Here is a 25,353-nt window from a genome sequence, read left to right on the forward strand (position 1 = left end):
AGTAAAATTTATGGAGGTGTTGAATATGGATGAGGCGCTAAGAACCTATATTAGAGTGGTAGAATTAAAGAGTTTTACGAAAGCATCTGAGGAATTACATATATCTCAACCAGCAGTGTCTTTGCAGTTAAAGAAATTAGAAGAGCGGTACGATACGGAATTAATTTATCGGCAAGCTAAAAAATTTGTTTTAACGGCAACAGGAGAAATGCTATACCACCGTGCGAAACAATTAGAAGGTTTATATAGACAGGTTGAGGATGAAATCAGTTTATACCATCATCATTTAAAAGGGAGATTGCGAATTGGCGCTAGTTTTACTGTTGGGGAATATTACTTACCAGCGATGATTGCTAAATTCCACGCAAAATACCCGGATATAACATTAGAATTAATTATTGAAAACACTGCAAAAATTGCTGATAAAGTAGAAATACTCCAAGTGGATATTGGAATAATAGAAGGACAAATAAATAAAAAAGACCTTGAAATAAGTGCATTTTTAGATGATGAAATGTGTATTGTTGGCCCAGCAATTGGGGAAATGAAAGCAATTCAAAAAGGCACAACATGGATTGCTCGAGAAGAAGGTTCAGGAACGCGGGAATATTTAGATCATATTATTAGTACAAACGGCTGGAATATAGCAGAGCGAGTTGTAGCGTGGAGCAATATGGCCGTTAAACAAATGGTTCTTGAAGGGCTAGGATATACCATTATCTCCAAAAGTGTGGTAGAAGCTGAAATAAGGCAAGGAAAATTACGTACTTTTAATGAAGATAAAACGATGATGCGTAAACTTTCTGTACTTAAAAACAAACAAACTTTGGAAAATCGAATTGCAGAAACATTTTTAGCTTTTTTACGGGAGAATCAGTAAATAAAACTAGCTTTTTAGAGGCGTTGTGATTACAATAAAAAAGAATACATTTTAGAAAGGGAGAGGCAATGAAAGATTATTTTATAGATCGTTCCTATAAAGCGTCTATGGGAATAGCAAATGCCGTTCTTGTAACGCTTGGTATTGGACTTCTGTTACAAACTATCGGCCAGATGACTGGAATCTCATTTCTGGTGACGATTGGTGCGATTGGAAAATCGATGTTAATTCCTGGCATAGGCGTGGGTATTGCAATGTGCTTGCATGCTAATACACTTGTAACGATAAGTGCGGCTGCATCTGCTGTAATTGGTGGAGGAGCTATAGCAACATTGTCTGGTGGTGGCGTTGCAATTACTAGCGGAGAACCAGTTGGAGCTATTTTAGCTGTAATTGTAGCTGTTTGGACTGGGAAACGCATCACAGGGAAGACTAAGTTTGATATGATTTTGATTCCAGGCGTATCACTTCTCGCTGGTGGACTAAGTGGTATTTTATTTGCGAAGATAATGGCGCCGATTTTAGATTCTGTTAGTCTAGGAATTAGCACTTTAATTGGTGGTTCCCCGCTGATTTCATCCATGGTGATCGCTTTTGTTTTTGGATTACTTATTCTAAGCCCAGCATCATCTGCGGCTCTCGCAATTGCACTTCAATTAGACCCAACAGCAAGTGCAGCGGCATTAATTGGTTGTTCCGTTCAATTTGTATCTTTTGCAGTGTTAAGCTATCGAGACAATAACTGGGGAGCATTTTTTGCACAACTTATATGTACACCAAAACTACAAACACCAAATATTATTAGAAAGCCGAGCCTTATGTTAGTACCATTACTAACAACAATAGTCGCCGGACCGCTTGGAGTGATGGTTTTCCATATTCAAGCATCTAGTGAAGTAGCTGGACTCGGATTATGTGCGTTTGTTGCACCACTTTATTTAATAGCAAATTATGGATTCAGCACATTAGCTGCTTTTATTTTGGTTTCGGTTGTCTTGCCAGGTGTTATTGCACTTATTGTCAGACCAATATTAATCAAAAAAGAACGATTGAAAACAGGAGATTTAACTATTGAATTACAGTAAATAAAACGGAAAAGTAGGACAATTTAGTTCTGCTTTTTTGTTACAATAAAAGACTAAATTAGCTGTTTGAAAATGTGTCATTGTAACAAAATGTACATAATTTTTTTCTGAAATATCATATCAAAAAGTATTCTTTTCGTGTAAAATATATCCTTGTAAGCAATAAATATTAAAGAGGTTTAAATTATGGAAAAAAGTGGATTTGTTGCAGATCCAATTTATGGAGAAATCAAGAATGAAATAATGACTAACACTTTGGAAAATGGCGAAAAAGTGAATATAGACGACATTATGAAACGATTTCAAGTCAGCAAACAAGTGGCTTTTGGTGCCCTTCATTGTTTACATAAAAGTGGTATGATATGTGAGGAAAACGGAGGCAAAAGTTTTTCAGTAACTACTAAAAATGAAACAGAGCATCGCGAGAAATCTCGATTAAAGTTAGCTTTTTTTCATCTTAACTATGCTGTACAGAAATTACAAGATAAGGATGCAGAAATTTGCGCCACCTGTCTTCGTAGGGAATTAATCTATATAAAACTAGCTGTAGCTGATCAAGATGCAGATGTGTTTATAAGTCATGTAAAAAATTTTTATGCTTGTATGATTCACTACACAGAAATGCCTACGATGGAGAGAAATATTGATACTTTCACAGTACTCCTGCAAAAAATGAAAGAAAATAATGAGAAGCTGTTTTTCGACGAATTTAAAATGGATATTACCAAATCATTAGAAGAATTAGTTACTCATTTAGAGGCAAAAGAGTTTGAAGCATGTCACTTAGTAATCCAAAAATTTTACGATAAAAATATTTCAATTTTATTTTCGTAATCGAAAAACCCTGTATGACAACTTTCGTCACACAGGGTTTTTCTTTTCGGATGAGCTTGTCTTGCCACTCATCTGATGGGCCGGACCATGTCTGGATGTTTCTGAACAAACATACAACATTCGGAAAACGGTGAGGCATTTTCGAACAAGTAGACCATTTTTTTAACTCTTCCTTCTCAAGATATTCAACTTACGAATAAATGAGCGCCCGAACTTGTTCAAATAGTGGCCATTAATGAAACGATACTTTATTCGCTTATTTACCAACGTAGTGAGGCTAAAAATATTGATAAATGGGCGACGTAACGAAATTCCGTTCTCCTGCAACCAAGTTAGTTAAGTCCTTGACGCGGCGTATACTCCTCGCCTTCCTCCTGTAAGCTAACTTTAGCTGCTGACACTAAAATCCTTCACCAGACGTTTTGCCGGCATATGACAAAGCTGAGAAAAAAATCAGCTTGTACACCAAGTTTTTGTCATTAGCATCACCTTTTTTGTTCGTTGTATTCTATATATAGCCGTTATTCAAAATTGTAAACGCTTTATATAAAAAATGATTATAAAGTCATAGGTTAAGAAACGAAATAGGGTCTTTAGTCAGAGAAAATAAGCCATTAAAATATCATCGACAAAATTACCTTCAATAATAAATTCTTTTTCAAGCCGTCCTTCTTGTTTAAAACCATTCTTTTCATAAAAACGGATGGCGCGTTGATTAATAGATAACACACGCAAGGAAATTTTGAGATAGCCATTTTCACGAGCAATCTCTTTCATTTTATCCATTAGTAATTGTCCAATGCCTTCGCGTTGATAATCAGGATGCACAGCAATATCAAGTTCTACTACATGTTTATTGGAAGGAAGTGGAATAGGCGATTTATAACCAAGAATCCCAATTACTTTATCCTCTTTAACAACAACCACTTTGGAACCAGGAGGACTTTTAAGTAAAAATTCTGCTTCGCTGTCGAAATGAACGTTCCCAGGAGTTGTTCCAGGAGTCCATACTAAATGTTCTAATTCTATCATAGATGCTGCATCTTCACGAACGGATAATCTGATTTGCATAATATATACCAACTTTCTTTATTTTCTTTTTGCGTAAGATAGGGAGGTTTTCCAAGTTTTCCATAAGCCATCATTGGAGTAGAGTAATACATTTCCTTGGTAAAGGCGCACAGTAAGGAAGAAAGCCCCAACTACACTCAATGTAAGAATCGCTAGTGAACTAAAGATACCAAGTGTGGAAACGGATAAGAGGTCCATCCGGGCTAGCATCATCATTGGTGAAAACGTTGGGATATAGGAACCGATAATTACTAGTAAATTATCAGGTGCATTAGCTGCTGCGATAGAACCCCAGTAGCCAATAATTGCTAGAATCGTCATTGGATATATGAACTGCGCAACGGTTTCTACATTTGGTACCATTGAGCCAATCATTGCTGCAATTAAAATATATAAAAGCAATCCTAAAATGACAAAAAGTAGATTTAATACAAGATAATAAGCAGGAAAAACAGCTACTTGATCTAGTATGTTTTGAACCATATCTGTATTTTTACCAGCAATCAAGACAATTGCTCCACAAACGACATAAAAACCAATTTGAGTTAAGAGCATTAGAATAATAGCGGTTAATTTAGCAAATAAATGTGTTGTTGCCGAGACGCTAGATAAAATAACTTCCATAATTCGTGTGCCTTTTTCAGTAGCTATTTCAGAGGCCACAATATTTGCGTAACTCATAACGAAAATAAAGATAACGAGCGTTAAAATTAATACAGCAGCACTCATTACATCTTTTTCATGGTTTGTTAATTGATTACTTGCTTCTAAATCATTGGTAACTGAAACGGGAGAAGTGATCTGAGTTAGTTGATTGTTTGTGATTTTATATTTAGCTGCTTTTTCGGCAACTTTGGTAGCAGTAAGATCATCGGTTAATCGTGTAATGGTATCTTGTCCAGCAGTTTCTTCTGTGGTATAAACGGCACTTACTGTATCATTTTTTTCGGTTATTGTGACAAAACCATCAATATCTCCCTTTTTTAGAGATTTTTGAGCTGTTTCTTTATCTGTGATGGCTGATTTCACTTTAAAATGAGTATCATCTTTGGCTAGTGCTTTTTCGTAAATAGGGTTAGCTGTTAAAACGGCAATCGTAGTAATATCACTAGTAGAATCAAAATATTCCACCATTTTTGGTATCCCAGCAATTAGTATGGCAATTAAAACTGGAAATAAAAGGGAAATCAAAAATGATTTTGTTTTTACCCGACGTTTATAAACTTGCTTGGTGATTACGCCAAATTTACTCATTTGAATTCACCAGCTTTCCACTTAAAGATTTCTTCTAATGTAGGGGCTTGAAGGCTAAATGTTTGAATGAACCCATCTTTTGTAACATATTCAAAAATTTTCTCTGCATCGGATTCATTTTCAATTTCTAGTTGGAAAACGCCGTCACGCTGGGTTTCAATATGAAGTACTCCTGGTAGTGCCGCAAGTTGTTCTTTTGTATGGTGCGATTCAATGAAAATACGTTTACGACCAAACGCTGATTTAACTGATTCAGTAGTTCCTTGAAGAACCGTATTGCCTTTTTTTAACATTAAAAGAGAGTCACATAGCTCTTCTACATTTTCCATACGATGGCTAGAGAAAATAATAGCTGCTCCAGAAGCCCGTAAATCGAAAACAAACTTTTTCAAAATTTCTGCATTTACAGGGTCAAGACCACTAAAAGGCTCGTCTAAAATAACTAGCTTCGGTTGATGGATAATGGTACTTAGCAGCTGGATTTTTTGTTGATTTCCTTTGGATAATGTCTTAATTAAATCTGTCTTTTTACCAACAATTTCAGCACGTTCCAGCCAATCATCTATCTCACTTTTTATTTTTTGTTTAGGGTAACCTTTTAATTCCGCAAAAAATATTAGTTGCTCCTCGATAGTGACATTAGGATATAAACCACGTTCTTCCGGCAAATAACCGACAATATTATGGTCGATTTTGCTTACTTCTTGACCATTCCAAGTGATTTTTCCAGAAGTTGCTTCTAAAAAATGCAAAATAAGTCGGAAAGTAGTTGTTTTGCCGGCGCCATTTTGTCCAATAAGTCCAAGTATTTTTCCTTCTTCCACTCGAAAAGACAAGTCATTCACAGCTGTTTTATCAGCAAATTTTTTTGTTACATTATGTAATTCTAGCGTCACATGAACACCCCTTTCTAATTTCTTCCCACCACTTATTATACGTTGTTAAGCTACTATTGTCTTCCTGGAAGTAGCTTAAATTTGCTTAAGGTGAAAATGATTTTTTCACAAAATCTGCTAAAAAATTGTCTAGTGTAGTGGACATAACTTGTTGTAACCGTTTTCTTTTATTTGTGTATAATAGACCGTAGAGGAGGTGATGAAATGCTTCTAACTAAAACGGAGCGAGCATTAATTAACTTGTTCTTAACGAAAAATGACTTTTTAACAGCTAATCAACTAGCGGAAATTTTAGATGTTTCTTCTAAAACGATTTATCGCAGAATCAAAAATATTAATAACGCAACAGGTAAGAAAGACATCTTGATTTCGGAAAAAGGACGTGGTTTTAAACTTGATTATAAGGCCTATATTCAAGCAAAGTTAGAGACTTCAGAAGATATTTTTGGCTATACACCTACTGAAAGAAGAGAAAAAATATTACTTCAAATATTATTTAAATCACCTAAGTATTTAAATATCCATCATTTATATGAAGGCTATTATGTCGGTTACAACTCCATTAAAAATGATTTTGCGCTGTTAAATCAATCAATCACAAAGTATCATTTAACCATTGAAAAAAAGCAAAAAGAAATACGTGTGGTTGGAACAGAAGAAAATATTCGAATAGCAATTAATGAGGTAATTAACAATTTGGATTTATCTAGCTACGATGATTTGAAAACTGATTATAGTGATTTAAATAAAGCAGATGTGCAATTTATCGTGCAACAAATGGAAATTATCGAAAATAAACTAGCTATAAGTATCCCTTATCCATATGATATCAATATTTTCTCGCATCTTTATATTTTGATTAATCGTTTTCGACAAGGTGAGGTGGAAGAATTTGGTGAAAGTAGTGAAAGCGAAACTTATGTTATTACAAACAAGACACTCCACGTAATTGCAGTTGAAGCGATTGAGGCGATTGAACAATATTTGAAAATGAAACTACCAGAACGCGAGACTTTTAATTTTCTCCAATATTTAATTTCTTCACGTTTTAATCATGAAATTGAACTATTTCCTAACAATGTACTACCGATAGTGGAGGAAATGACCGATTTTTATATTAATGAAGTGGCCGCAAAAATTAATATTCCTATCAATAAAAAGCAGCTGAAAATTGAACTTTTAAGTCATATGAAGCCAATGGTAAACCGAATGAACCACCAGATAAATATTAAAAATAATTTATTAAGTGATATTAAATTGGAGTATGGAAATCTATTTGAAATCATTAAAGACACGGCTAGAGATGTTGCTAAAACATTTAACCTCCAAACCATATCTGATGATGAAATTGGCTATATAACCATCTACTTTGCCAAACATATGGAACAATCACCTTTAATAAAACGAATTCTTATCATGTGTTCAAGCGGGATTGGCACATCTGAATTATTAAAAGTAAAAGTGCAAAAAGCATTTCCTGATGTAGAAATAGTGGACGTTTTATCATCTACAAGATTCAAAAATAATATACAAGACTATCGGAATATTGATTTTATTCTAACAACAATTAAAACAGATAACAATGAAGAGATTCCTTCACTACTAGTAAGTGCAATGTTTACAGAGAAAGATAAGTTGATGGTGAAAAAATTAATGGAAAGTTTATAGGAGGGGAATATATGGATATTCAAGAGTTAGATATTAGCAAAGTCATTAATCCAGCACTTGTAAATCTAGAATTACAAGCAACAACCAAATTAGAAGTAATTGAAGAACTAACTGATTTACTAGTTAAAGCTGGTGCGGTTGCAGATAAAAAAGCTTTTATAGCAGACGTGTTATACCGGGAAGAAGAAGGGAAAACTGGCCTAGGTGAAGGGGTGGCTATTCCACATGGTAAATCTGCTAGCGTAACTAATACTTCCATTGCGGTAGGACGAACGCAAAATCCGGTAGAATGGGAATCTTTAGACGATAAACCAGTTAATATTATTATTCTTTTCGCAGTCAAAAATTCAGATGCTACGACAACCCATATAAAATTACTTCAAAAAGTAGCGATTTTACTTGCAGATGATGAGGTGATAGGACAATTTCAAACTGTACAGACAAAAGAAGCATTCATTAAATTGTTAGCTAAAAACCAGATTTAGGAGGAGTTTAGGATGAATATTATTGGAATTGCAGCATGTACATCAGGAATTGCACATACCTATATTGCTAAAGAAAAACTAACGAAAGCTGGAATTGCCCTTGGACATAACATTCATATTGAGACACAAGGAACAATTGGTATTGAAGATGAACTCTCAGCAGAACAATTAAAAAATGCGGATGTAGTAATTATTGCAGCAGACATTAAAGTTAGCGGAAAGGATCGTTTTAAAGGGAAAAAAGTAGTCGAAATTCCAACTGATTTAGCTATTAAAGCACCAAAACAAATTATTACAAAAATAGATAATGAAATAAATAACTAGGGAGTGGACCGGTATGATGAAAAAACTGCAAATCAAAAAACATGCTCTTACAGCGATTTCGTATATGTTACCGTTAGTTGTTGCCTCAGGGTTACTTATTGCCATTGGAAATTTAACAAGTGGACAGGTGATTTTAGATTATAAAGCACCTTATTCTATCCCTGATGCCCTTGTATCGCTAGGTGTTCTTGGGATGGGCTTACTTGCACCAGTCATTGCGGCTGCGATTGCATATTCGATAGCTGACAGGCCGGGTATTGCTCCAGGACTACTGATGGGGGTCATTGCCAATTCTATCGGAGCAGGCTTTTTGGGAGGAATGCTTGGTGGTTATCTAGTTGGTTACTTTGTACTTATCCTAGTGAAATATTTGAAAGTACCAAAATGGGCGCAAGGTTTAATGCCTATGATGATTATTCCACTTATAAGTAGTTTGGTTATAGGGCTTCTAATGTATTTTGTTATTGGTGTTCCTATTGTGTGGGCAACAGATGCGATGACAAATTTCTTACAAGGAATGCAAGGCAGTATGAGGTTTGTTTTTGGCGCAGTACTAGGTGGAATGGCTGCATTTGACTTTGGTGGTCCAGTAAATAAAGTAGCTTCATTATTCGCCGATGGGTTGCTACTTGAAGGTGTAAAGGAGCCAGAAGCGGTGAAAATTCTTGCGTCAATGGTTCCACCGTTTGGAGTAACGCTTTCATGGGTTGTTTCTAAACTTATCAAAAAGAAAAAATACACTAAATCAGAAGAAGATAATATTAAAATTGCCTTTCCGATGGGGATTTGTATGATAACAGAAGGCGTAATTCCCATCGCGGCAGTTGACCCAATTCGAGTAATTGTTTCTTGTACATTAGGTGCTGCTGTAGGTGGAGGTCTTAGTATGACATGGGGAATTGGCTCACCCGTTCCATCAGGAGGCATGTTTATCGTACCTGCAATGAATGAGCCATTACTATTTTGTTTAGCATTACTGATTGGAACTTGTGTCACAGCTGCAATGCTACTAATTTTAAAACGAGAACCAACCAAAGAAGAGGAGATAATTGCAGATCAAGGTTTAGAAGAGGAAGAAGAAGTCGATTTGTCTGGAATTAAAATTTCGTAAAGTTAGGAAGGAGATACAGACAGTGTATGTTTCAATGAAAGGAATGCTGCACCGTGCCAATCATGGGAATTATGCAGTCATGGCGATTAATTGTTTTAATTTAGAAACCGCAAAAGCAGTAATTGATGCAGCGCAAGAACTTAGAGCGCCAATTATTATTGATTTATTGCAAGAACATTTAGAAACACACTTGGGAAGTCGATTTTTAACAAAACCGATTATCAAAATGGCAAAAGAAGCAAGCGTTGAAGTAGCTATTAATTTAGATCATGGACAAGATGTAGCCATTGTAAAGCAGTGCTTGGCTGATGGGTTCTCTAGTGTGATGATGGATGCATCCAGTCATCCATATGAGGAAAATGTAGCGATTACAAAAGAAATGGTCCAATTTGCAGAAGTTTATAATGCAAGTGTAGAAGCAGAAGTTGGCAATATCGGAGCAGTGACAGGGGATAATTACACAAATCAAGCAATGTATACAGAACCGAAAATTGCTATTGATTTTGCAAAACGAACTGGCATTGATGCACTGGCGATCTCATATGGATCTTCTCATGGGGACTATCCAGCTGGCTTCACACCAGCCTTTCAATTCGATATTGTTCAAGAAATTAAAGCTGCTACGAAAATGCCACTAGTTCTACATGGTGGCTCTGGATGTGGCGCTGAAAACATTACCACTTCAATTCAGCTTGGAATTAATAAAATCAATGTAGGTTCTGATTTTATGAAAGCTCAAGCAACCAAAATCAAAGAATTACAACAAGAAACGCCAGGGCTTAGTTTTGTTGAGTTAATTCATGAAACAATCCAAGCCGGCAAAGAAGCAGTTAAATATTATATTCTATTATCCGGATCTAACGGAAAATCACTTTAAAAGGAGAATGAAAAATGTTAGTTAATATGAAGCAATTATTAGAAGTAGCCAAGGAAAACAAGTTTGCGGTAGGGGCATTTAATGTCGCTGATAGTAATTTTTTACGTGTAGTAGTAGAAGAAGCAGAAAAGAACAATGCACCGGCAATTATTGCTGTCCATCCAACTGAGCTAGATTTCACAAAAGATGATTTTTTTGAATATGTACTTGCAAGAATTAAAAATAGCCCTGTACCATTTGTACTTCATTTAGATCATGGTGATAATATGGGTGATGTGATGCGAGCTGTCCGTTGCGGTTTTAGTTCAGTCATGATTGATGGATCCCTGTTACCATTTGAAGAAAATATTCGTGTGACAAAAGAAGTTGTTGATGTCTGCCACAAACTTGGTGTATCTGTAGAAGGAGAACTTGGTACGATTGGGAAAACAGGAAACAGCATTGAGGGTGGTGTAAGCGAGATTATTTATACAAAACCTGAAGAAGCGGAGGAATATATTAGTCGAACTGGGGTGGATACTTTAGCAGTAGCTATTGGAACAGCACACGGTATTTATCCTAAAGACAAGGAGCCAAAACTACGCTTAGATATACTCCAAGAAATTAAAGACTTAGTAAACATTCCATTAGTACTACACGGAGGTTCTGCTAATCCAGACACAGAAATTGAAGCAGCTGTTAAGATAGGAATTCAAAAGGTAAATATCTCTAGTGATTATAAATATGCTTTTTATAAGAAATGTCGAGAAATTTTGAGCACAACGGAACTTTGGGATGCTAACGCCATTTACCCAGAATGCATTGAAGCAGCAAAAGCAGTGGTAAAAAATAAAATGGAACTTTTTCATTCTGTAAATCAAGTTGAAAAGTATCAACAAAGTAATATACCAGTTTGGCGTAGCGATTTAATTTAATACTAAAAAACGAAGAGTGCTCCTTTTGCACTCTTCGTTTTATTATAAGTAAGCTTGTAAATTTTCAATATTAATAAGTTTTTTAAGCCTTTGAATATCATTAATTCTCCAAGGCTTTTTTTGTGAGTCTAAAATACCTTCCTCACGTAATTCCATAAGCACCTTAGAAGTATAGCTTTTAGATGTATTTGCATGGCTGGCAAGCTCTTGGTAAGTAAGAAATTCTGGTAACTCCATGACATTTGCAGAAATTTGCAACCCGAAATCCATCATCGTATTTAATGAAAAATAGATACTATCTCGTGCACTTAATTTTTCTTGAATAGCAATTATATATAATTTTCTACGTGTCTCTGCAAGTTGGTGAAGCATTAAATAATTTCTGGGATCCTCAAGCTCCATCATTTTTTTGAAAAACTGAAAATCAATCCGCCACCAAATAACATCAGTTAAAGCGACTATCTTTGTGTGCTTTGGAATATCTTCAGAGTATACAGGAAGGTGAGGAAATGAACCATGTTGCAAAATAAAAACGAAATTCTGTTTATCAATACCTTCAAAAATAAATTTCATAAAGCCATCTACTATTATGTAAATATATTTTCTTCGATTATCTGAGGTTATAGTGGTACCTTCTTTCAAACGCTCTTGAATACAGTGTTTATTAAAACTAGGATCTTTTTTTAATAATTTAAGCATATTTGCTGGTGAAGCAAATTGATCTAATGTTTCTTTTAAATACATATAATCTCTTCCCTTCGTAGTTTTAATCTTCCCGAAACCACTGCAAATAAAACGTTTCTTTATATTTTATTCTTCTAGATGAATAATTTTAAGTTAATTATTATTGGAAAAGAATACTTTTAAATGCCTATAAAATGTCACAAATAATTCATAATTCAGCTAAAGTAAGCAGGAATTTAAGTAAAACTAACATTTTAGCATAGAAATAAAATAAATTTTGCCTTCGAAAGACACTTTCAAAATATGGATAAAATATGAAGAACCGCACTCTGACCTATAATATAGATAGATTAAAAAAACAAACCAACCTTTAAAGGAACATTGGGGAAATAAATGTGACAAAAAAGTCAAAAAAACACCAATAAAGCGGGAAATTTAGCTTTTTTACTGGGTTCCTTTTAAAACTATTTAATAGTATCATCACTTGTAAGAACACTCATTACATCAATGACATATATTTTTAACAATCAAAAAGTAGAAATGAGATGGGGAATTATGCAATCAATGTTTGAAAATTTATATAGCAAAAAAGTCTTAGAAGAGGAATTTGGTTTTCAACGTTTTTTGCAAACTTTAATTGATAATAAAATTTCTTATAACAAAATAAAAATACCTAATAATAGCATTTTATTATCCGAAGATACAATTAATTCCAAGGTTTATTTTATTGAAAAAGGGATAGTATCATTGGAAAAAGAAGGCAATGTAGTTAGTTTTTTAGGGGCAAATCAAATTGCGGGTTTAAACGATTATTTTATGGATGAAGCTAATCTATATACAACTAGAGTAATAGATACTGTTACTGCATACGAATTCAATAAGGAAGATATTATTTGTTCCATAATTGGGATGCAAGAAGGATGGCTTTATCTATACCTTAATAATCGAAATCATGAAAACGTGCTTATTGAAAAATGTAATCTCATGCGTGGAAATGGCGAAAGTAGATTAAAAGATTCCTTAGAACAATTAGGAGAGTTTTTTGGAAGTGAACAAGAAGGAATGATAATAATTCCAAAATGTTTCACTAGAAAAATAATCGCAAATTATTCTAATCTATCAGTGAGATCTGTTACTCACCTTTGCGGAAAGTTAATAGAGTCCGGATTTTTAGCAGAAGATTCCAAGTCTTTTATTTTATTGAAAAAATCCGACGATATTTGGAAGGAATTACAAGCCTAAAATAGCAGTTATTATATCAGAAAAGTGAGTTAGAAGTTGGTTGAAATAACTTCTAACTCTTTTTTTACATCAAAAAAGCGAGAAAATTTTTTCTCGCTTTCGTTAAGTATGAGCCGTGCTGGGTTCGAACCAGCGACCCTCTGATTAAAAGTCAGATGCTCTACCAACTGAGCTAACGGCTCTAAATATGACTGGGCTAGCTGGATTCGAACCAGCGCATGACGGAATCAAAATCCGTTGCCTTACCGCTTGGCTATAGCCCAATAATAAAATGGTGGAGGGGAGTGGATTCGAACCACCGAACCCGAAGGAGCGGATTTACAGTCCGCCGCGTTTAGCCACTTCGCTACCCCTCCGTTATAAAAGATGCCGACTGCAGGAATTGAACCCGCAACCTACTGATTACGATTCAGTTGCTCTACCAGATTGAGCTAAGTCGGCAAAGAATTGCTCTCACTGCTGGCAAATCGAAATCTAATTAATCCTTCAAAACAGATACTAATATATAATATAACATTTTTGTTATTTTTACCAGCTTTTTTTTCAAAAAAACAAAAATATTTTTTGCTGGTTAATTAAAAATAAAAAAGTGACCCGTACGGGAATCGAACCCGTGTTACCGCCGTGAAAGGGCGGTGTCTTAACCGCTTGACCAACGGGCCATCACATAAATGTTTTTTACCGCTAGAAACTATTATATAAAAAAAGGGTAGCATTTGTAAATACCTAAATTAATTTCTTTTTTTTCTGAAAATAATCACACGGAAAAAGAGTGAAATACAAACTTAATGGGTATGTGTATCTATAGAAGTTTCCAGATAAAAAATAAAATGCAAAACATAGCGTTAGTAACAGATTCAAACGGAATAGAAAGCTATATTAATAAAATAAAATAGATTAATGTTACAATCTAAAATTAGCTGTGCTATAATGTGTCTGGTTAATTGGAATTTAGGTTGAAAATCAAATAAAAAGGTAGGGAATATAATGGCTTCACCGCTAAAAAGACTATTAATCGGCCGCCCTCTGAAAACTTCAGAAGCTGGAGACCAAAAATTAGGGAAATTAAAGGCTTTAGCTGTTCTATCATCCGATGCACTTTCTTCTATAGCATATGGGACAGAACAGATTTTACTGGTACTTGTAACTGTTAGTGCTGCGGCTATGTGGTATTCGTTACCTATAGCGCTTTGTGTTCTTGTTCTTCTGTTTGCGCTTAATTTATCGTATAAACAAATTATTTACTCTTATCCGCAAGGTGGGGGCGCCTATATTGTTTCTAGGGAGAATTTAGGGAATAATGCAGGTTTAATTGCCGGCGGATCATTGCTTGTCGATTATATGCTTACTGTAGCTGTAAGTGTTTCATCTGGAACGGATGCAATCATTTCAGCTGTGCCCACCCTTTATCCATTTGCTGTACCAATTGCTGTAATATTAGTTGTTATAGTAACGATTATTAATTTGCGAGGCATTACAGAATCAGCTAGCTTGCTCGCAATTCCAGTATACTTATTTGTTTTCTCTATAATTGCACTTATCTTTACTGGTTTATTTAAAGTATTAACTGGAATGGATGCTAGTCATGAAACAGCTGCTGTAGGGACACATGTACAGGGCGTAACGATTTTCTTGTTACTAAGAGCATTTGCTTCAGGGTCAGCATCTTTGACGGGGATAGAGGCTATTTCTAATGCCGTTCCATTGTTTAAAGAACCTCGACCAAAAAATGCAGCTAAAACGTTAACACTAATGGCTGGATTACTAGGTTTTTTCTTTGTCGGAATAACTGTTCTTGCTTTTGTATATGGAACTGTTCCAGAGTTAAAAGTAACCGTGTTATCACAAATTGCAGAAAATGTATTTGGTAGAAACTTTATGTTTTATTTTGTTCAAGCTACAACTGCGCTTATTTTAGTTTTAGCGGCTAATACAGGTTTCTCAGCCTTCCCACTTCTAGCTTATAATTTAGCAAAAGATAAATTTATGCCAAGAATGTATTTAGCAAGAGGAGACAGATTAGGCTATTCAAATGGAATTATTACATTAGCGATTGGCTCGATATTACTTATTATATTATTTAAAGGAAAAACAGAGCTACTTATTCCACTATACTCAGTAGGTGTATTTATTCCATTTACGCTATCGCAAACAGGAATGATTGTAAAATGGTGGAAACAGCGTCCCAAAGGCTGGAAAAAGTCATTATCGGCAAACTTACTTGGTGCATCAATATCATTTACAGTATTAATTGTCTTATTCTTAACGCGTATAGAGTCTGTTTGGCCAGTATTTATTTTCATGCCAATCATGATTTATGTGTTCCACCGTACAAGGCATCACTATCGTAAAGTAGGACCGCAACTGAGAATTGATGAAACAATGGACTTGCCTGATTTTAAAGGAAATGCCGTTATTATCTGTGTATCTGATACCACCAAAGTTGTAGAAGGGGCATTGCAATATGCTAAATCTATTGGTGATACAGTCATAGCTGTCCACATTTCTATTGATAAAAAACAGGAAAAGGAATTTGTTGAAAGATGGAATAGGGTACATCCTGAAGTACGAATTGCCAATCTGTTTTCACCGTATCGCTCTATTTCAGATCCATTAATGAAATTTATTGATACCGCGAAACAAAAAGCAGATCAAGACAATTACTCACTTACGGTATTAATACCGCAATTTATCCCTAGAAAAGGTTGGCAAAATCTTCTTCATAACCAAACAAGTCTATTGATTCGTACAAGACTTCTAATGAAAAGAGATGTCGTTGTTTCGACTTACCCTTATCATTTAAAAGAATAGCAAGAGAAAAACGGAAGAGCACTTCGGGGGAAGAGGGATGCTCTTCCGTTTTTTATAATGGAACAACGTAAGTGTAACTAGATTTAATTTATTTGTAAAAAGAGGAAAACGCCATTTTAAAAACAAATAAAGCTGGAAAATCTTATTTTTCTTAAAGCAAAATCGGAATTTAAGGAAGAAATTAAAAAGAAAATCAATATTTCAATGAAAAATTATTTTTTTAATGATTGGTTGATTTTTTTTTACTTAGCAAAAATAATAAAGATGAATTGTATACGATATTAGTGAAACAATCCTTTTCTTGTGTAAATAGAAAAGTTAATTTTAATACTTATATACTGAAATGAATAAATATTAGTTAGATACAAATTAGGGAAAAGGACTTAATTAATATTACAAAGTGGTAACAAATTTTTCTTTTTGATGAATTCAAAATGAGTGTATTTGGAATATAAAAATAAATGGCTATATAAAGCCATTTGTGCAATTTAGTAGTTAATTAAAAAATCCTCTGAAGCCTTGAAAAAAGCCAGTTTTCGCGTTATAATTTCAATAGTTGATGGAGTAATTATGTTAGTAAAGGAGCGCTTTGTATGCAAGAACAAGATATTAGGTATTATGTACTACCTACTATAATCGTTTTCATATTAGGAATTGCTGCAATGAATGCAACTAGTTTTCCGTTTGTTAGTTTTCTGACAACTACGCTCGTAGCTACGGTGATTGGAACTATCATTGGTGGGGCGCATCAATTACTTAGAATGCTTATTAAAGCTTATCAACATTCAAAAGCGAGAAGAGTTTCACAAAAAAAGTGGCAAACACTATAAAGTGAACTATTACATAATAAAATTTAACCAAGCATTTTCGCATTTTTTGTGAGAATGCTTTTTTGTTGGTTAATAGATATTTTTTTTTATGGAAAAGATGGTACAATAAGGAAGATTATGAATGGAGGAGGTTGGAGATGGCAACTTTAGCAGATGTTGCAAAACGGGCGAATGTCTCCAAAATGACAGTTTCACGGGTTATTAATCATCCAGACCAAGTTTCAGATGAACTGAAAATGCTTGTTTATAGTGCAATGGAAGCGTTAGAGTATGTGCCGAATTATGCGGCTCGAGCGCTTGTTCAAAATAGGACACAAGTAATTAAATTTTTAATTTTAGAAGAAATTGATACTGTAGAACCATATTATATGAATTTATTAACTGGAATTAGTAGGGAGCTTGATAAATATTATTATTCGCTGCAACTTGTTACACAACGATCTAGAAATATTGGTGCTTACGATGGTTTAATTGTTACTGGGATACGTGATAAAGATTATGAGATGGGTATTTTAGATATTGATAAACCAGTTATTTTCTATGGCGAAAATAAACGTGGCTATGATTCGATTGATGTGGACAATAAGAAAGGGACAGCGCTTGCCACAGAACATATGGTTGAAATCGGCTTTACGCGAATTGTATTTTTAGGAATTGACTTATTGGATGAGCAATTTATGAAATCACGTTTAGAAGGTTATGAAGAAGTAATGAAAAAACACCATTTGCAACCAGAAAGCTATTTTATTGCTAATAGTTCAAGTGTTTCAGAAGAGAAAGCATTTGAATTATTACGTTATAATTCAGAAAAAATTGCAATTGTCAGTGCATCAGATCGAATTGCGATTGGCGTCGTTCGTGCAGCAGCAGCTTTTGGACGTCGTTTTGGTGAAAATGTTGCTGTAACGGGATTTGATGGGGTATTTTTAGATAGAATTTCATCTCCCAAAATTACGACTGTTCGTTCTCCTGTTGTAGAAATGGGGGAGGAACTTGCAAAGATGTTACTTGCTAAAATTAATGATCATGGAAAGCCTCAAGGAAACCTATTATTTACTCCCGAATTACTGATACGAGCCTCTACAACTGGAAAAGAAGAGTGATAAAAACGCTAGGAATCTTTATTCCTAGCGTCTTTTTTATTGGATTAAAATTGGTGAAAATGCTAATAAATCAAAAATAAAGTGAACAATAAATGTAACCCAAATGGAGTCCGTTTTCTTAAATAAGTAATTTAAAATAAGTCTGGCTGGTACTAATGTAATGATACATTGCAGAAAATTAAAATCATAGGAAGTTAAGTGCCAGATTGCAAAAAGGAAGGAACTGAGCAAGGAAGCTTGTCAAAATTTCCAGTTCCATTTTTTCCAAGCAGCGAACATCAAGCTGATAGATATCAATTCTTCGCCAAGTATCATAAATGGAATAGTGGTGAAGACATAAGACCATGTAAGAACGTTGTTGATGCTATTTTCAATAGTACCACCTGCAAAATAAGCCCAAAGATAATTAAATATGGAACTGATAATAAATATTGCAGGAGCACCAATAAGTATCCATTTGAAACTAAAATGTTTAAACCAATCTAAAAATGTTGCTTTCAATATGATAAAAGCAACAATTCCCATACATAAGGCATTAAAAATAGCACCTATGAATGTTAACATTTCAATATTGGAAATGATGTGTGGCAAAAGAAGAAAAAGAATACCAATAATGATTGCGCTGAAAAATAACCAATAACCTTGTTTTTTATCGTTTAAAGTATATTCCTTTGTATCCTCCTTTTAGGCCATGTTAAAGAGCTTTTATTAGTCCATGAGTTATTATAGCTCTTTACTTTAAATCAGTAAAGTTACTAACTTGTCACTTAGCACACGGAGAGAAAAGCTGACTTTCTTCTATACTAAAATGTAATGTCTAAAATCTTGTTACCGTTAACGAGCAGGAAAAGGTTGCAAACGCTTTAATGGAAATGCTAATTTGAAATAGAACGATAGGTGATATAGGAGGAGAAAAAATGGAAAAAGCAGGGATTTATCATCAACCAGCGAGTAGCTATGCTTATAGTTATGACGCTAAAACACTACATATTCGGATTAGAACGAAACGCATGGATATTAGCGAGGTTACTTTAATTGCTGCCGACCCTTACTTATGGAAAGATGAAAAATGGCAAAGTGAATCGTTTTTAATGCGTAAAATTGCAGAAACTGAAGAACATGATTATTGGTTTATTGCAATAACACCCGAACATCGACGTCTTCAATATGGCTTTTTATTAAAAGATACAGAAGGAATGACAACATTTTATGGCGGTCGCGGTTTTTTTGAACCAACAGAAGCGAATTTAGCGACGATGGATTATTATTTTAAATTTCCATTTATCCATGCAGCAGATACATTTAAAGCTCCTGAATGGGTTGGAAATACGATTTGGTATCAAATTTTTCCAGAGCGTTTTGCAAATGGAAATCCGGCTATTTCACCAGAAAATGTATTACTTTGGGGAAGTAAGGATCCAAGTACAACAGATTTTTTTGGCGGAGACTTGGAAGGAATTATCCAACATTTAGATTACTTAGTGGAACTTGGTATTAATGGCGTGTATTTAACTCCTGTGTTTGAGGCGCCAACAAACCATAAGTATGACACCATTGATTATAAAAAAATTGACCCGCATTTCGGCGATAAAGAAACCTTTAGAAAACTCGTTCAAGAAGCACATAAGCGGGGCATTCGAATAATGTTAGACGCGGTATTTAATCACATTGGTGACATTTCAGCTGCATGGCAAGATGTTGTGGAAAAAGAAGAAAAATCGGCGTATCGTGATTGGTTCCATATTCATAGCTTCCCCGTTCGACAAAATGAAAATGGGAATATTGAAGGAGAACCAACGCTTTCTTATGATACCTTTGCTTTTACAACACATATGCCGAAATTAAATACAGCCAATCCAGAAGTTCAAAAGTACCTGTTAGATATTGCAACATACTGGATTCGCGAATTTGATATTGATGGTTGGCGTTTAGATGTTGCTAATGAGGTGGATCATGCTTTTTGGAAAGAATTTAAAAAAGCAGTCCAAGCTGAGAAAGAAGATATTTATATTTTGGGAGAAATTTGGCATGATTCATGGATTTGGTTACTCGGAGATGAATTCCATGCGGTAATGAACTATCCATTTACGCAAACGATTATTGAAAACTTTATTGAAGAGAAAATCACACCTGAGCAAATGGTTTCTGGTATTAATGAACAATATATGCGCTATCCGAATCAAGTTAATGAAGTCATGTTTAATATGCTCGATAGCCATGATACAGCACGCATTTTAACACGTGCTAATAATGATGAAGATAAAGTAAAACAAGCACTTGCTTTTATGTTCGCACACACTGGTTCTCCGTGTATTTATTATGGAACTGAGATAGGGATGGACGGTGGAAATGATCCGGGTTGCCGTAAATGTATGGAATGGGATGAAGCAAAACAAAATCAATCTATGTTAGCATTTACGAAAAAATTGATTGCGCTTAGAAAAGAAAACCAAGCGATTATCACATCTGGCGAGTTAACATGGTTGGATGCAAGCAGCAAAACGGGGATTACCGCATTTACGAAAGAATTAAATGGAGAAAAACTGCATTTTCTTTTCAATCAAGCAACAGAAGCAAAAGATTTCACAATTTCATTTGGAAATAGTGCGATTGATATTTGGAACAATCAAACAGTATCGGAAAATCTTACTATCCCTGCAAAAGGATTTCTTGTTATCAAAGAAAACAGTTAAAGCATACGCGTAAAGGAATTTTTCACATGTTTACCAGAAAAATGTTGTTATCGGTAACATGTGAAATCTTCTTGTAAACGCTTTCGATGTCAGCATATAATAAAAGTATAGGTTAACCTAATTCACAAACTTTAAAAAAGATTTGAAAAAAGATGGGGACTTAATGAGCAGACAAAAAAGAGCGGCTTTTTTCATAAAGAGGAGGAAAAGTAGATGAAGCGTTTTAAAAAAGTGGGGATTGTTTCAGCGGTTTTAGTAATGGCTTTAAGCTTGGCAGCATGTGGTGGCGGAAAAGATTCTAGTAAAGCGGGCGCATCTGATGGGGAGAAAACACTTACAGTTTCTGTTGATGCAGGATACAAAGACTATATTAATAAAATCAAAGGTGACTTCGAAAGTGATAATAACGTAAAAGTTAAAGTAGTTGAAAAAGACATGTTTGAAACACTTGAAGCCCTGCCACTTGATGGACCAGCTGGGACTGCACCAGACGTAATGATGTCAGCTTTTGATAGAATTGGTAGCCTCGGACAACAAGGCCACTTGGCAGAAGTAAAACTAGAGAATAAAGCTGATTATGATGAAAAAGATCAAAAACAGGTGGCTATTGACAATAAAATTTATGGCGCTCCAGCAATTATTGAAACATTAGTTCTTTACTATAATAAAGATTTACTTGATAAAGCACCAGAAACATTTAAAGATTTAGAAACAATCGCGAAAGATCCACGTTTTGCCTTCACTTCTGAAAAAGGAAAAAATACTGGTTTCTTAGCAAAATGGACTGACTTTTACTTCTCTTATGGACTTCTTGCAGGATATGGCGGTTATGTTTTTGGTGATGAAGGTACAAATCCAAAAGATATTGGTCTAAATAACAAAGGGGCTGTTGAAGGAATTACCTATGCAACAAGTTGGTTCCAAGATGTATGGCCAAAAGGAATGCAAGATAATAAAAGCGCAGATGACTTCATTCAAGACCAATTTGTTAAAGGGAAAACAGCTGCAATATTAGGAGGACCATGGTCGGCAGCTAACTATAAAGAAGCGAAAATTAATTATGGTGTAGCAAAAATCCCAACACTAAACAATGGTAAAGAATATGCGCCATTTGCTGGTGGTAAAGGTTGGGTAGTAAGCAATTATTCTAAAAACAAAGATGTAGCACAAAAATGGTTAGACTATGTAACAAACCAACAAAGTCAAGAAACTTTATATGATATGACAAATGAAGTACCTGCTAATTTAAAAGCACGTGATACTGCGAAATCTAAAAATGATGAATTAACTAATGCAGTTATCGAACAATATAAAAATGCACAACCAATGCCAAATATTCCTGAAATGTCGGAAGTTTGGACTGGGGCTGAAAATCTAATGTTTGATGCAGCATCAGGTTCAAAAACTCCACAAGAATCAGCGGATGATGCAGTGAAAGTAATAGAAGATAATGTAACACAAAAATATACGAAATAATACCGAATCGGCGGGGCATGGATGAGCGCGCCCGCCGATTTTAACATTTAGTCAGTGAATCTATATCTAGAATTGAGGGTAACAAAATGAAACTAGAACAAAAACAAATTAAAAATGTTCGCAGGGCGACTTTGTTATCAATCATTCCTGGGCTTGGTCAATTTTATAATAAACAAAATTTTAAAGGGATTGTTTTCTTTGCACTATTTGCTTTGTTTATCATAGAATTCTTTACAATTGGCTTAAATGCACTTATTGGCCTGATCACACTTGGTTCTGTTCCTGGTGTTGACCACTCCTTGTTTTTAATGATTGAAGGTACTTTGCAATTAATTGTGACATTACTATTTATAGGCTTTTGGTTTATAAATATTTTTGATGCAAGACGTGTGGCTATGCAGTGGAACCTGGGCGAAACTGTTAACCAATCAGCACTTGCGATTATAAAAAATATGCTTGATAAAGGTTTTCCTTATTTACTTACATTACCCGCATACCTTGTTATGACGTTTATTATTATTTTCCCAGTACTTGTAACACTTTTTATGGCGTTTACCAACTATGACTTTTATCATATTCCACCAGCTAATTTAATTGACTGGGTTGGTTTTAAGAACTTTTTTAATATCTTTTTCCTAAGTTCGTATCGTGACACATTCCTAAGTGTTTTCTCATGGACACTCGTTTGGACTATTTGTGCCACTTCTCTCCAAATTGTGGTTGGGGTATTTACAGCCATTATGGCGAACCAAAGCTTTATTAAAGGGAAGCGATTATTCGGAGTTGTTTTCTTACTTCCATGGGCGGTACCAGCATTTATCACTATTATGAGTTTCTCTAATATGTTTAATGACAGTATTGGCGCGATTAATACACAAGTAATTCCACTATTGAATCATTTACCGTTTGTTGATATGAACGCAATAGCTTGGAAAACGGATCCATTTTGGACTAAAGTAGCGCTGATTAGCATTCAAGGCTGGCTTGGTTTCCCGTATATTTATGTTATGGTAACGGGAGTTTTACAAGCCATTCCAGGTGAACTTTATGAAGCAGCGAGAATTGACGGGGCGAGCGCAATTCAGCGTTTCCGTAAAATTACCTTGCCGATGATTTTATTTGTAACGGCACCAGTATTTATTACACAATATACATTTAATTTTAATAACTTTTCGATTATATACTTATTTAATGAAGGTGGTCCCGGAAGTGTCGGAGCAGGCGCTGGATCAACGGATATCTTGATTTCATGGATTTATAAATTAACAACAGGTACTTCGCCACAATATGCTGTAGCAGCTGCTGTAACGCTACTTATTTCAATTATCGTTATTACTGTTTCGATGATTGCCTTTAAGAAAACGAATGCCTTTGGGAACGAGGAGATGATGTAAATGAGAGATTTTATGAAAGATCAGCGGACGACGAAGTTTTTAACACAGTTTTTTACGTATTTATTTTTGACCGTGTTAACGATTATTATTTTGTATCCGATTCTAATTACAGCATCGTCTGCCTTTAAACCAGGTAATATCGCAGCATTTACTTTAGAGTGGTCGGATAGTTGGACACTAAATAATTTTACTCGGTTATTTAATGAAACATTATATTTGGATTGGTACAAAAATACACTTATTATCGCTGTCGTAACAATGATTATGCAAGTAACGATTGTGACGCTTGCCGGTTATACATATAGCCGATACCGTTTTAAAGGACGTAAAAACAGCTTGATTTTCTTCCTGATTATTCAAATGGTACCTACAATGGCGGCACTTACAGCTTTCTATGTTTTGGCAATGCTTTTAGGCGCGCTTGACCAGTATTGGTTCCTGACATTGATTTATATTGGTGGCGGAATCCCAATGAATACTTGGCTGATGAAAGGATACTTTGATACTGTTCCGCGGGATCTAGATGAATCTGCAAAACTTGATGGAGCGGGACATTTCCGGATTTTCGCACAAATCATTTTACCACTGGTAAGACCGATGATTGCAGTTCAAGCTTTATGGGCATTCATGGGACCATTCGGTGATTTCTTACTTGCTAAATTCTTACTCAGAACACCAGAAAACTTAACTATAGCGGTTGGACTTCAAACATTTATTGCCAATCCACAACAACAAAAAGTCGCGTTATTCGCAGCAGGAGCCATTCTTGCCGCTTTACCGATTTGTTTACTGTTCTTCTTCTTGCAAAAGAATTTTGTTTCTGGCCTAACTGCTGGTGGAACAAAAGGATAATCGATTTTTAAAAAGGCTGTGATATCAATGAAAAAAGTTCCATTTATCATTCACTATGTAAAAAGCACATTAGGTCCAAGCGCCATTTTTGACGGACGAAAAGCACTTAAATTTTGGCAAATGGTGATTGTATTTATCTTCTTAAATGCATTACTGTTACTACCAGTTTCGGCTCATTTTGCGAATCAAACAAGTTTTGACTTACCAGAAATAATGCCGGGAATGGCTGCGCTTGGAACAGATCAGTTGGCAAATGATATACAAGGCTTATCGCTCGAAAATGGCGAATTAACGGATAAAAATGCTCATCTAGTAGAGAAATCGGCTAATGGCGTTTCTGGGGTTAATTTAACTGATGTAGAACTTGGCAATGCTAAAAATGTGATTAATCTCAAAAATAATGAAATGGTGCTAAAAGATGCAAGTGGCTATACATTCCAAGTAAGCTACCCAAAAGATGCCACATTAGCGGAAATTACTTCTAGTGAATCATTAGTAAATTGGATTTCAGCTCAATGGTATTTAGAAAACCAAGCATTTGTCTTTCTTTCGATGGTTATGATGATTGGTTCGATAATCTTTGTGAGTTCGCTTATGCTAGCTATATTCACGTCGCTTTTCATTTGGATGACAAAACGGAGCAGCTTTTCAAAGATTGGCTCTTTTAAAGAATCTTTTAATTTAACGCTGAATGCACTGGGAATTCCAGTGATTGCAGCATGCGCTATCGGCTTTATCTATTTTGATATAACCATCATTATGGCTGTCCAATCACTTGGAATGGTATTAATGATAGCTTGGACATTTTTAAAGACAAGATTTTATAAGACTAGTGAGAAAAATATGGCTGCTAGTCGCTAATTAGGAGG

The 25,353-nt window shown here is 34.9% G+C and carries 22 protein-coding genes, 5 tRNA genes and 1 pseudogene; 18 read left to right on the forward strand and 10 right to left on the reverse strand.

Going from position 1 to position 25,353, the window contains the following annotated elements; translation table 11 throughout:
* Window positions 1-25: 25 nt before the first annotated feature.
* From HCJ50_RS07455 to HCJ50_RS07465, 3 genes are all read left to right on the forward strand, one after another.
* Window positions 26-880, forward strand: coding sequence for a LysR substrate-binding domain-containing protein (locus tag HCJ50_RS07455; RefSeq protein WP_185349009.1), 855 nt, complete (start codon window positions 26-28; stop codon window positions 878-880).
* 68 nt (window positions 881-948) lie between these two features.
* The gene (locus HCJ50_RS07460; RefSeq protein WP_187127547.1) at window positions 949-1,965 is read left to right on the forward strand and encodes a PTS transporter subunit IIC; all 1,017 of its coding nucleotides are present in this window, start codon (window positions 949-951) and stop codon (window positions 1,963-1,965) included.
* Window positions 1,966-2,151: 186 nt separating this feature from the next.
* Window positions 2,152-2,799 (forward strand): GntR family transcriptional regulator, encoded by a 648-nt coding sequence (locus tag HCJ50_RS07465; RefSeq protein WP_185349013.1) that lies wholly within the window; start codon window positions 2,152-2,154, stop codon window positions 2,797-2,799.
* A 597-nt stretch (window positions 2,800-3,396) separates the two neighbouring features.
* Here the strand turns inward: HCJ50_RS07465 and HCJ50_RS07470 are convergent.
* From HCJ50_RS07470 to HCJ50_RS07480, 3 genes are read right to left on the reverse strand one after another with little or no spacing between them, the layout of a single operon-like run.
* Window positions 3,397-3,870, reverse strand: a complete 474-nt coding sequence (locus HCJ50_RS07470; protein WP_185349015.1) for a GNAT family N-acetyltransferase — start codon at window positions 3,868-3,870, stop codon at window positions 3,397-3,399.
* A gap of 18 nt (window positions 3,871-3,888) precedes the next feature.
* The gene (locus HCJ50_RS07475) at window positions 3,889-5,124 is read right to left on the reverse strand and encodes an ABC transporter permease (RefSeq protein ID WP_185349017.1); all 1,236 of its coding nucleotides are present in this window, start codon (window positions 5,122-5,124) and stop codon (window positions 3,889-3,891) included.
* Window positions 5,121-6,020 (reverse strand): ABC transporter ATP-binding protein, encoded by a 900-nt coding sequence (locus tag HCJ50_RS07480; RefSeq protein ID WP_185349019.1) that lies wholly within the window; start codon window positions 6,018-6,020, stop codon window positions 5,121-5,123. Before HCJ50_RS07480 ends, HCJ50_RS07475 begins: the two co-directional genes overlap by 4 nt.
* Before the next feature lie 204 nt (window positions 6,021-6,224).
* On the opposite strand from HCJ50_RS07480, the gene HCJ50_RS07485 reads away from it, so the two are divergent.
* From HCJ50_RS07485 to HCJ50_RS07510, 6 genes are read left to right on the forward strand one after another with little or no spacing between them, the layout of a single operon-like run.
* Window positions 6,225-7,688, forward strand: coding sequence for a BglG family transcription antiterminator (locus HCJ50_RS07485; RefSeq protein ID WP_185349021.1), 1,464 nt, complete (start codon window positions 6,225-6,227; stop codon window positions 7,686-7,688).
* 11 nt (window positions 7,689-7,699) lie between these two features.
* A complete protein-coding gene (locus tag HCJ50_RS07490) occupies window positions 7,700-8,173 on the forward strand; it encodes a PTS sugar transporter subunit IIA (RefSeq protein ID WP_185349023.1) in 474 nt (157 codons plus the stop codon).
* Between the two features lie 12 nt (window positions 8,174-8,185).
* Entirely contained in the window at window positions 8,186-8,497 is a 312-nt protein-coding gene (locus HCJ50_RS07495) for a PTS fructose transporter subunit IIB (RefSeq protein ID WP_185349025.1), read from the forward strand.
* Between the two features lie 16 nt (window positions 8,498-8,513).
* On the forward strand, window positions 8,514-9,608 hold the full coding sequence (locus HCJ50_RS07500; protein ID WP_185349037.1) for a PTS fructose transporter subunit IIC: 1,095 nt from the start codon (window positions 8,514-8,516) through the stop codon (window positions 9,606-9,608).
* A gap of 22 nt (window positions 9,609-9,630) precedes the next feature.
* The gene (locus HCJ50_RS07505; RefSeq protein WP_185349027.1) at window positions 9,631-10,485 is read left to right on the forward strand and encodes a class II fructose-bisphosphate aldolase; all 855 of its coding nucleotides are present in this window, start codon (window positions 9,631-9,633) and stop codon (window positions 10,483-10,485) included.
* 14 nt (window positions 10,486-10,499) lie between these two features.
* Entirely contained in the window at window positions 10,500-11,399 is a 900-nt protein-coding gene (locus HCJ50_RS07510) for a ketose-bisphosphate aldolase (protein ID WP_185349029.1), read from the forward strand.
* Window positions 11,400-11,441: 42 nt separating this feature from the next.
* On the opposite strand, the gene HCJ50_RS07515 is transcribed toward HCJ50_RS07510, so the two are convergent.
* The gene (locus tag HCJ50_RS07515) at window positions 11,442-12,143 is read right to left on the reverse strand and encodes a Crp/Fnr family transcriptional regulator (protein WP_185395655.1); all 702 of its coding nucleotides are present in this window, start codon (window positions 12,141-12,143) and stop codon (window positions 11,442-11,444) included.
* 495 nt (window positions 12,144-12,638) lie between these two features.
* Here HCJ50_RS07515 and HCJ50_RS07520 point away from each other — a divergent pair, with 495 nt between their 5' ends.
* Window positions 12,639-13,325 carry a Crp/Fnr family transcriptional regulator gene (locus HCJ50_RS07520; RefSeq protein ID WP_185346053.1) on the forward strand — a complete coding sequence of 229 codons (687 nt, stop codon included), beginning with the start codon at window positions 12,639-12,641 and terminating at the stop codon, window positions 13,323-13,325.
* A 109-nt stretch (window positions 13,326-13,434) separates the two neighbouring features.
* Here HCJ50_RS07520 and HCJ50_RS07525 read toward each other — a convergent pair.
* The 5 genes from HCJ50_RS07525 to HCJ50_RS07545 form a co-directional block, all read right to left on the reverse strand.
* Window positions 13,435-13,507, reverse strand: a tRNA-Lys gene (locus HCJ50_RS07525).
* Between the two features lie 9 nt (window positions 13,508-13,516).
* Window positions 13,517-13,588: transfer RNA gene (locus HCJ50_RS07530), tRNA-Gln, on the reverse strand.
* A gap of 9 nt (window positions 13,589-13,597) precedes the next feature.
* Window positions 13,598-13,681: transfer RNA gene (locus tag HCJ50_RS07535), tRNA-Tyr, on the reverse strand.
* 11 nt (window positions 13,682-13,692) lie between these two features.
* Window positions 13,693-13,766 (reverse strand) — tRNA-Thr (locus HCJ50_RS07540).
* A 149-nt stretch (window positions 13,767-13,915) separates the two neighbouring features.
* Window positions 13,916-13,987: transfer RNA gene (locus HCJ50_RS07545), tRNA-Glu, on the reverse strand.
* 325 nt (window positions 13,988-14,312) lie between these two features.
* On the opposite strand from HCJ50_RS07545, the gene HCJ50_RS07550 reads away from it, so the two are divergent.
* The 3 genes from HCJ50_RS07550 to HCJ50_RS07560 all read left to right on the forward strand — a co-directional run bounded on the left by HCJ50_RS07550 (window position 14,313) and on the right by HCJ50_RS07560 (window position 18,069).
* Window positions 14,313-16,136 (forward strand): APC family permease, encoded by a 1,824-nt coding sequence (locus tag HCJ50_RS07550; RefSeq protein ID WP_185346055.1) that lies wholly within the window; start codon window positions 14,313-14,315, stop codon window positions 16,134-16,136.
* Window positions 16,137-16,729: 593 nt separating this feature from the next.
* On the forward strand, window positions 16,730-16,966 hold the full coding sequence (locus HCJ50_RS07555; RefSeq protein WP_185346057.1) for a hypothetical protein: 237 nt from the start codon (window positions 16,730-16,732) through the stop codon (window positions 16,964-16,966).
* Window positions 16,967-17,103: 137 nt separating this feature from the next.
* Window positions 17,104-18,069, forward strand: a complete 966-nt coding sequence (locus HCJ50_RS07560; RefSeq protein WP_185346059.1) for a LacI family DNA-binding transcriptional regulator — start codon at window positions 17,104-17,106, stop codon at window positions 18,067-18,069.
* A 36-nt stretch (window positions 18,070-18,105) separates the two neighbouring features.
* Here HCJ50_RS07560 and HCJ50_RS07565 read toward each other — a convergent pair.
* Window positions 18,106-18,687, reverse strand: a pseudogene (locus HCJ50_RS07565) (CPBP family intramembrane glutamic endopeptidase).
* A gap of 299 nt (window positions 18,688-18,986) precedes the next feature.
* Between HCJ50_RS07565 and HCJ50_RS07570 the strand changes: the two are divergent.
* From HCJ50_RS07570 to HCJ50_RS07590, 5 genes are all read left to right on the forward strand, one after another.
* Window positions 18,987-20,762: a glycoside hydrolase family 13 protein gene (locus HCJ50_RS07570; RefSeq protein WP_185346061.1), complete on the forward strand. Its 1,776-nt coding sequence runs from the start codon at window positions 18,987-18,989 to the stop codon at window positions 20,760-20,762.
* A 213-nt stretch (window positions 20,763-20,975) separates the two neighbouring features.
* Window positions 20,976-22,238, forward strand: coding sequence for an extracellular solute-binding protein (locus tag HCJ50_RS07575; RefSeq protein ID WP_185346063.1), 1,263 nt, complete (start codon window positions 20,976-20,978; stop codon window positions 22,236-22,238).
* Window positions 22,239-22,324: 86 nt separating this feature from the next.
* Window positions 22,325-23,632: a sugar ABC transporter permease gene (locus HCJ50_RS07580; protein WP_185395656.1), complete on the forward strand. Its 1,308-nt coding sequence runs from the start codon at window positions 22,325-22,327 to the stop codon at window positions 23,630-23,632.
* The gene (locus HCJ50_RS07585; protein WP_003722383.1) at window positions 23,633-24,484 is read left to right on the forward strand and encodes a sugar ABC transporter permease; all 852 of its coding nucleotides are present in this window, start codon (window positions 23,633-23,635) and stop codon (window positions 24,482-24,484) included. It abuts the gene before it with no gap.
* A 27-nt stretch (window positions 24,485-24,511) separates the two neighbouring features.
* Window positions 24,512-25,345 (forward strand): DUF1189 domain-containing protein, encoded by an 834-nt coding sequence (locus HCJ50_RS07590; protein WP_185346067.1) that lies wholly within the window; start codon window positions 24,512-24,514, stop codon window positions 25,343-25,345.
* The last annotated feature ends 8 nt before the right edge of the window (window positions 25,346-25,353 follow it).

Origin of the sequence: Listeria immobilis (genome assembly GCF_014322765.1) — a bacterium.
In the GTDB taxonomy this organism is placed as follows: domain Bacteria; phylum Bacillota; class Bacilli; order Lactobacillales; family Listeriaceae; genus Listeria; species Listeria immobilis.

Excerpts from the sequence above, each read along its gene's own strand:
- HCJ50_RS07510 (WP_185349029.1), top strand. The coding sequence starts at position 10,500 with ATGTTAGTTAATATGAAGCAATTATTAGAAGTAGCCAAGGAAAACAAG.
- HCJ50_RS07580 (WP_185395656.1), top strand. The coding sequence starts at position 22,325 with ATGAAACTAGAACAAAAACAAATTAAAAATGTTCGCAGGGCGACTTTG.
- HCJ50_RS07570 (WP_185346061.1), top strand. The coding sequence starts at position 18,987 with ATGGAAAAAGCAGGGATTTATCATCAACCAGCGAGTAGCTATGCTTAT.
- HCJ50_RS07550 (WP_185346055.1), top strand. The coding sequence starts at position 14,313 with ATGGCTTCACCGCTAAAAAGACTATTAATCGGCCGCCCTCTGAAAACT.
- HCJ50_RS07475 (WP_185349017.1), bottom strand. The coding sequence starts at position 5,124 with ATGAGTAAATTTGGCGTAATCACCAAGCAAGTTTATAAACGTCGGGTA.
- HCJ50_RS07515 (WP_185395655.1), bottom strand. The coding sequence starts at position 12,143 with ATGTATTTAAAAGAAACATTAGATCAATTTGCTTCACCAGCAAATATG.
- HCJ50_RS07520 (WP_185346053.1), top strand. The coding sequence starts at position 12,639 with ATGCAATCAATGTTTGAAAATTTATATAGCAAAAAAGTCTTAGAAGAG.
- HCJ50_RS07460 (WP_187127547.1), top strand. The coding sequence starts at position 949 with ATGAAAGATTATTTTATAGATCGTTCCTATAAAGCGTCTATGGGAATA.
- HCJ50_RS07455 (WP_185349009.1), top strand. The coding sequence starts at position 26 with ATGGATGAGGCGCTAAGAACCTATATTAGAGTGGTAGAATTAAAGAGT.
- HCJ50_RS07560 (WP_185346059.1), top strand. The coding sequence starts at position 17,104 with ATGGCAACTTTAGCAGATGTTGCAAAACGGGCGAATGTCTCCAAAATG.
- HCJ50_RS07465 (WP_185349013.1), top strand. The coding sequence starts at position 2,152 with ATGGAAAAAAGTGGATTTGTTGCAGATCCAATTTATGGAGAAATCAAG.
- HCJ50_RS07490 (WP_185349023.1), top strand. The coding sequence starts at position 7,700 with ATGGATATTCAAGAGTTAGATATTAGCAAAGTCATTAATCCAGCACTT.
- HCJ50_RS07485 (WP_185349021.1), top strand. The coding sequence starts at position 6,225 with ATGCTTCTAACTAAAACGGAGCGAGCATTAATTAACTTGTTCTTAACG.
- HCJ50_RS07575 (WP_185346063.1), top strand. The coding sequence starts at position 20,976 with ATGAAGCGTTTTAAAAAAGTGGGGATTGTTTCAGCGGTTTTAGTAATG.
- HCJ50_RS07555 (WP_185346057.1), top strand. The coding sequence starts at position 16,730 with ATGCAAGAACAAGATATTAGGTATTATGTACTACCTACTATAATCGTT.
- HCJ50_RS07470 (WP_185349015.1), bottom strand. The coding sequence starts at position 3,870 with ATGCAAATCAGATTATCCGTTCGTGAAGATGCAGCATCTATGATAGAA.
- HCJ50_RS07585 (WP_003722383.1), top strand. The coding sequence starts at position 23,633 with ATGAGAGATTTTATGAAAGATCAGCGGACGACGAAGTTTTTAACACAG.
- HCJ50_RS07495 (WP_185349025.1), top strand. The coding sequence starts at position 8,186 with ATGAATATTATTGGAATTGCAGCATGTACATCAGGAATTGCACATACC.
- HCJ50_RS07590 (WP_185346067.1), top strand. The coding sequence starts at position 24,512 with ATGAAAAAAGTTCCATTTATCATTCACTATGTAAAAAGCACATTAGGT.
- HCJ50_RS07500 (WP_185349037.1), top strand. The coding sequence starts at position 8,514 with ATGAAAAAACTGCAAATCAAAAAACATGCTCTTACAGCGATTTCGTAT.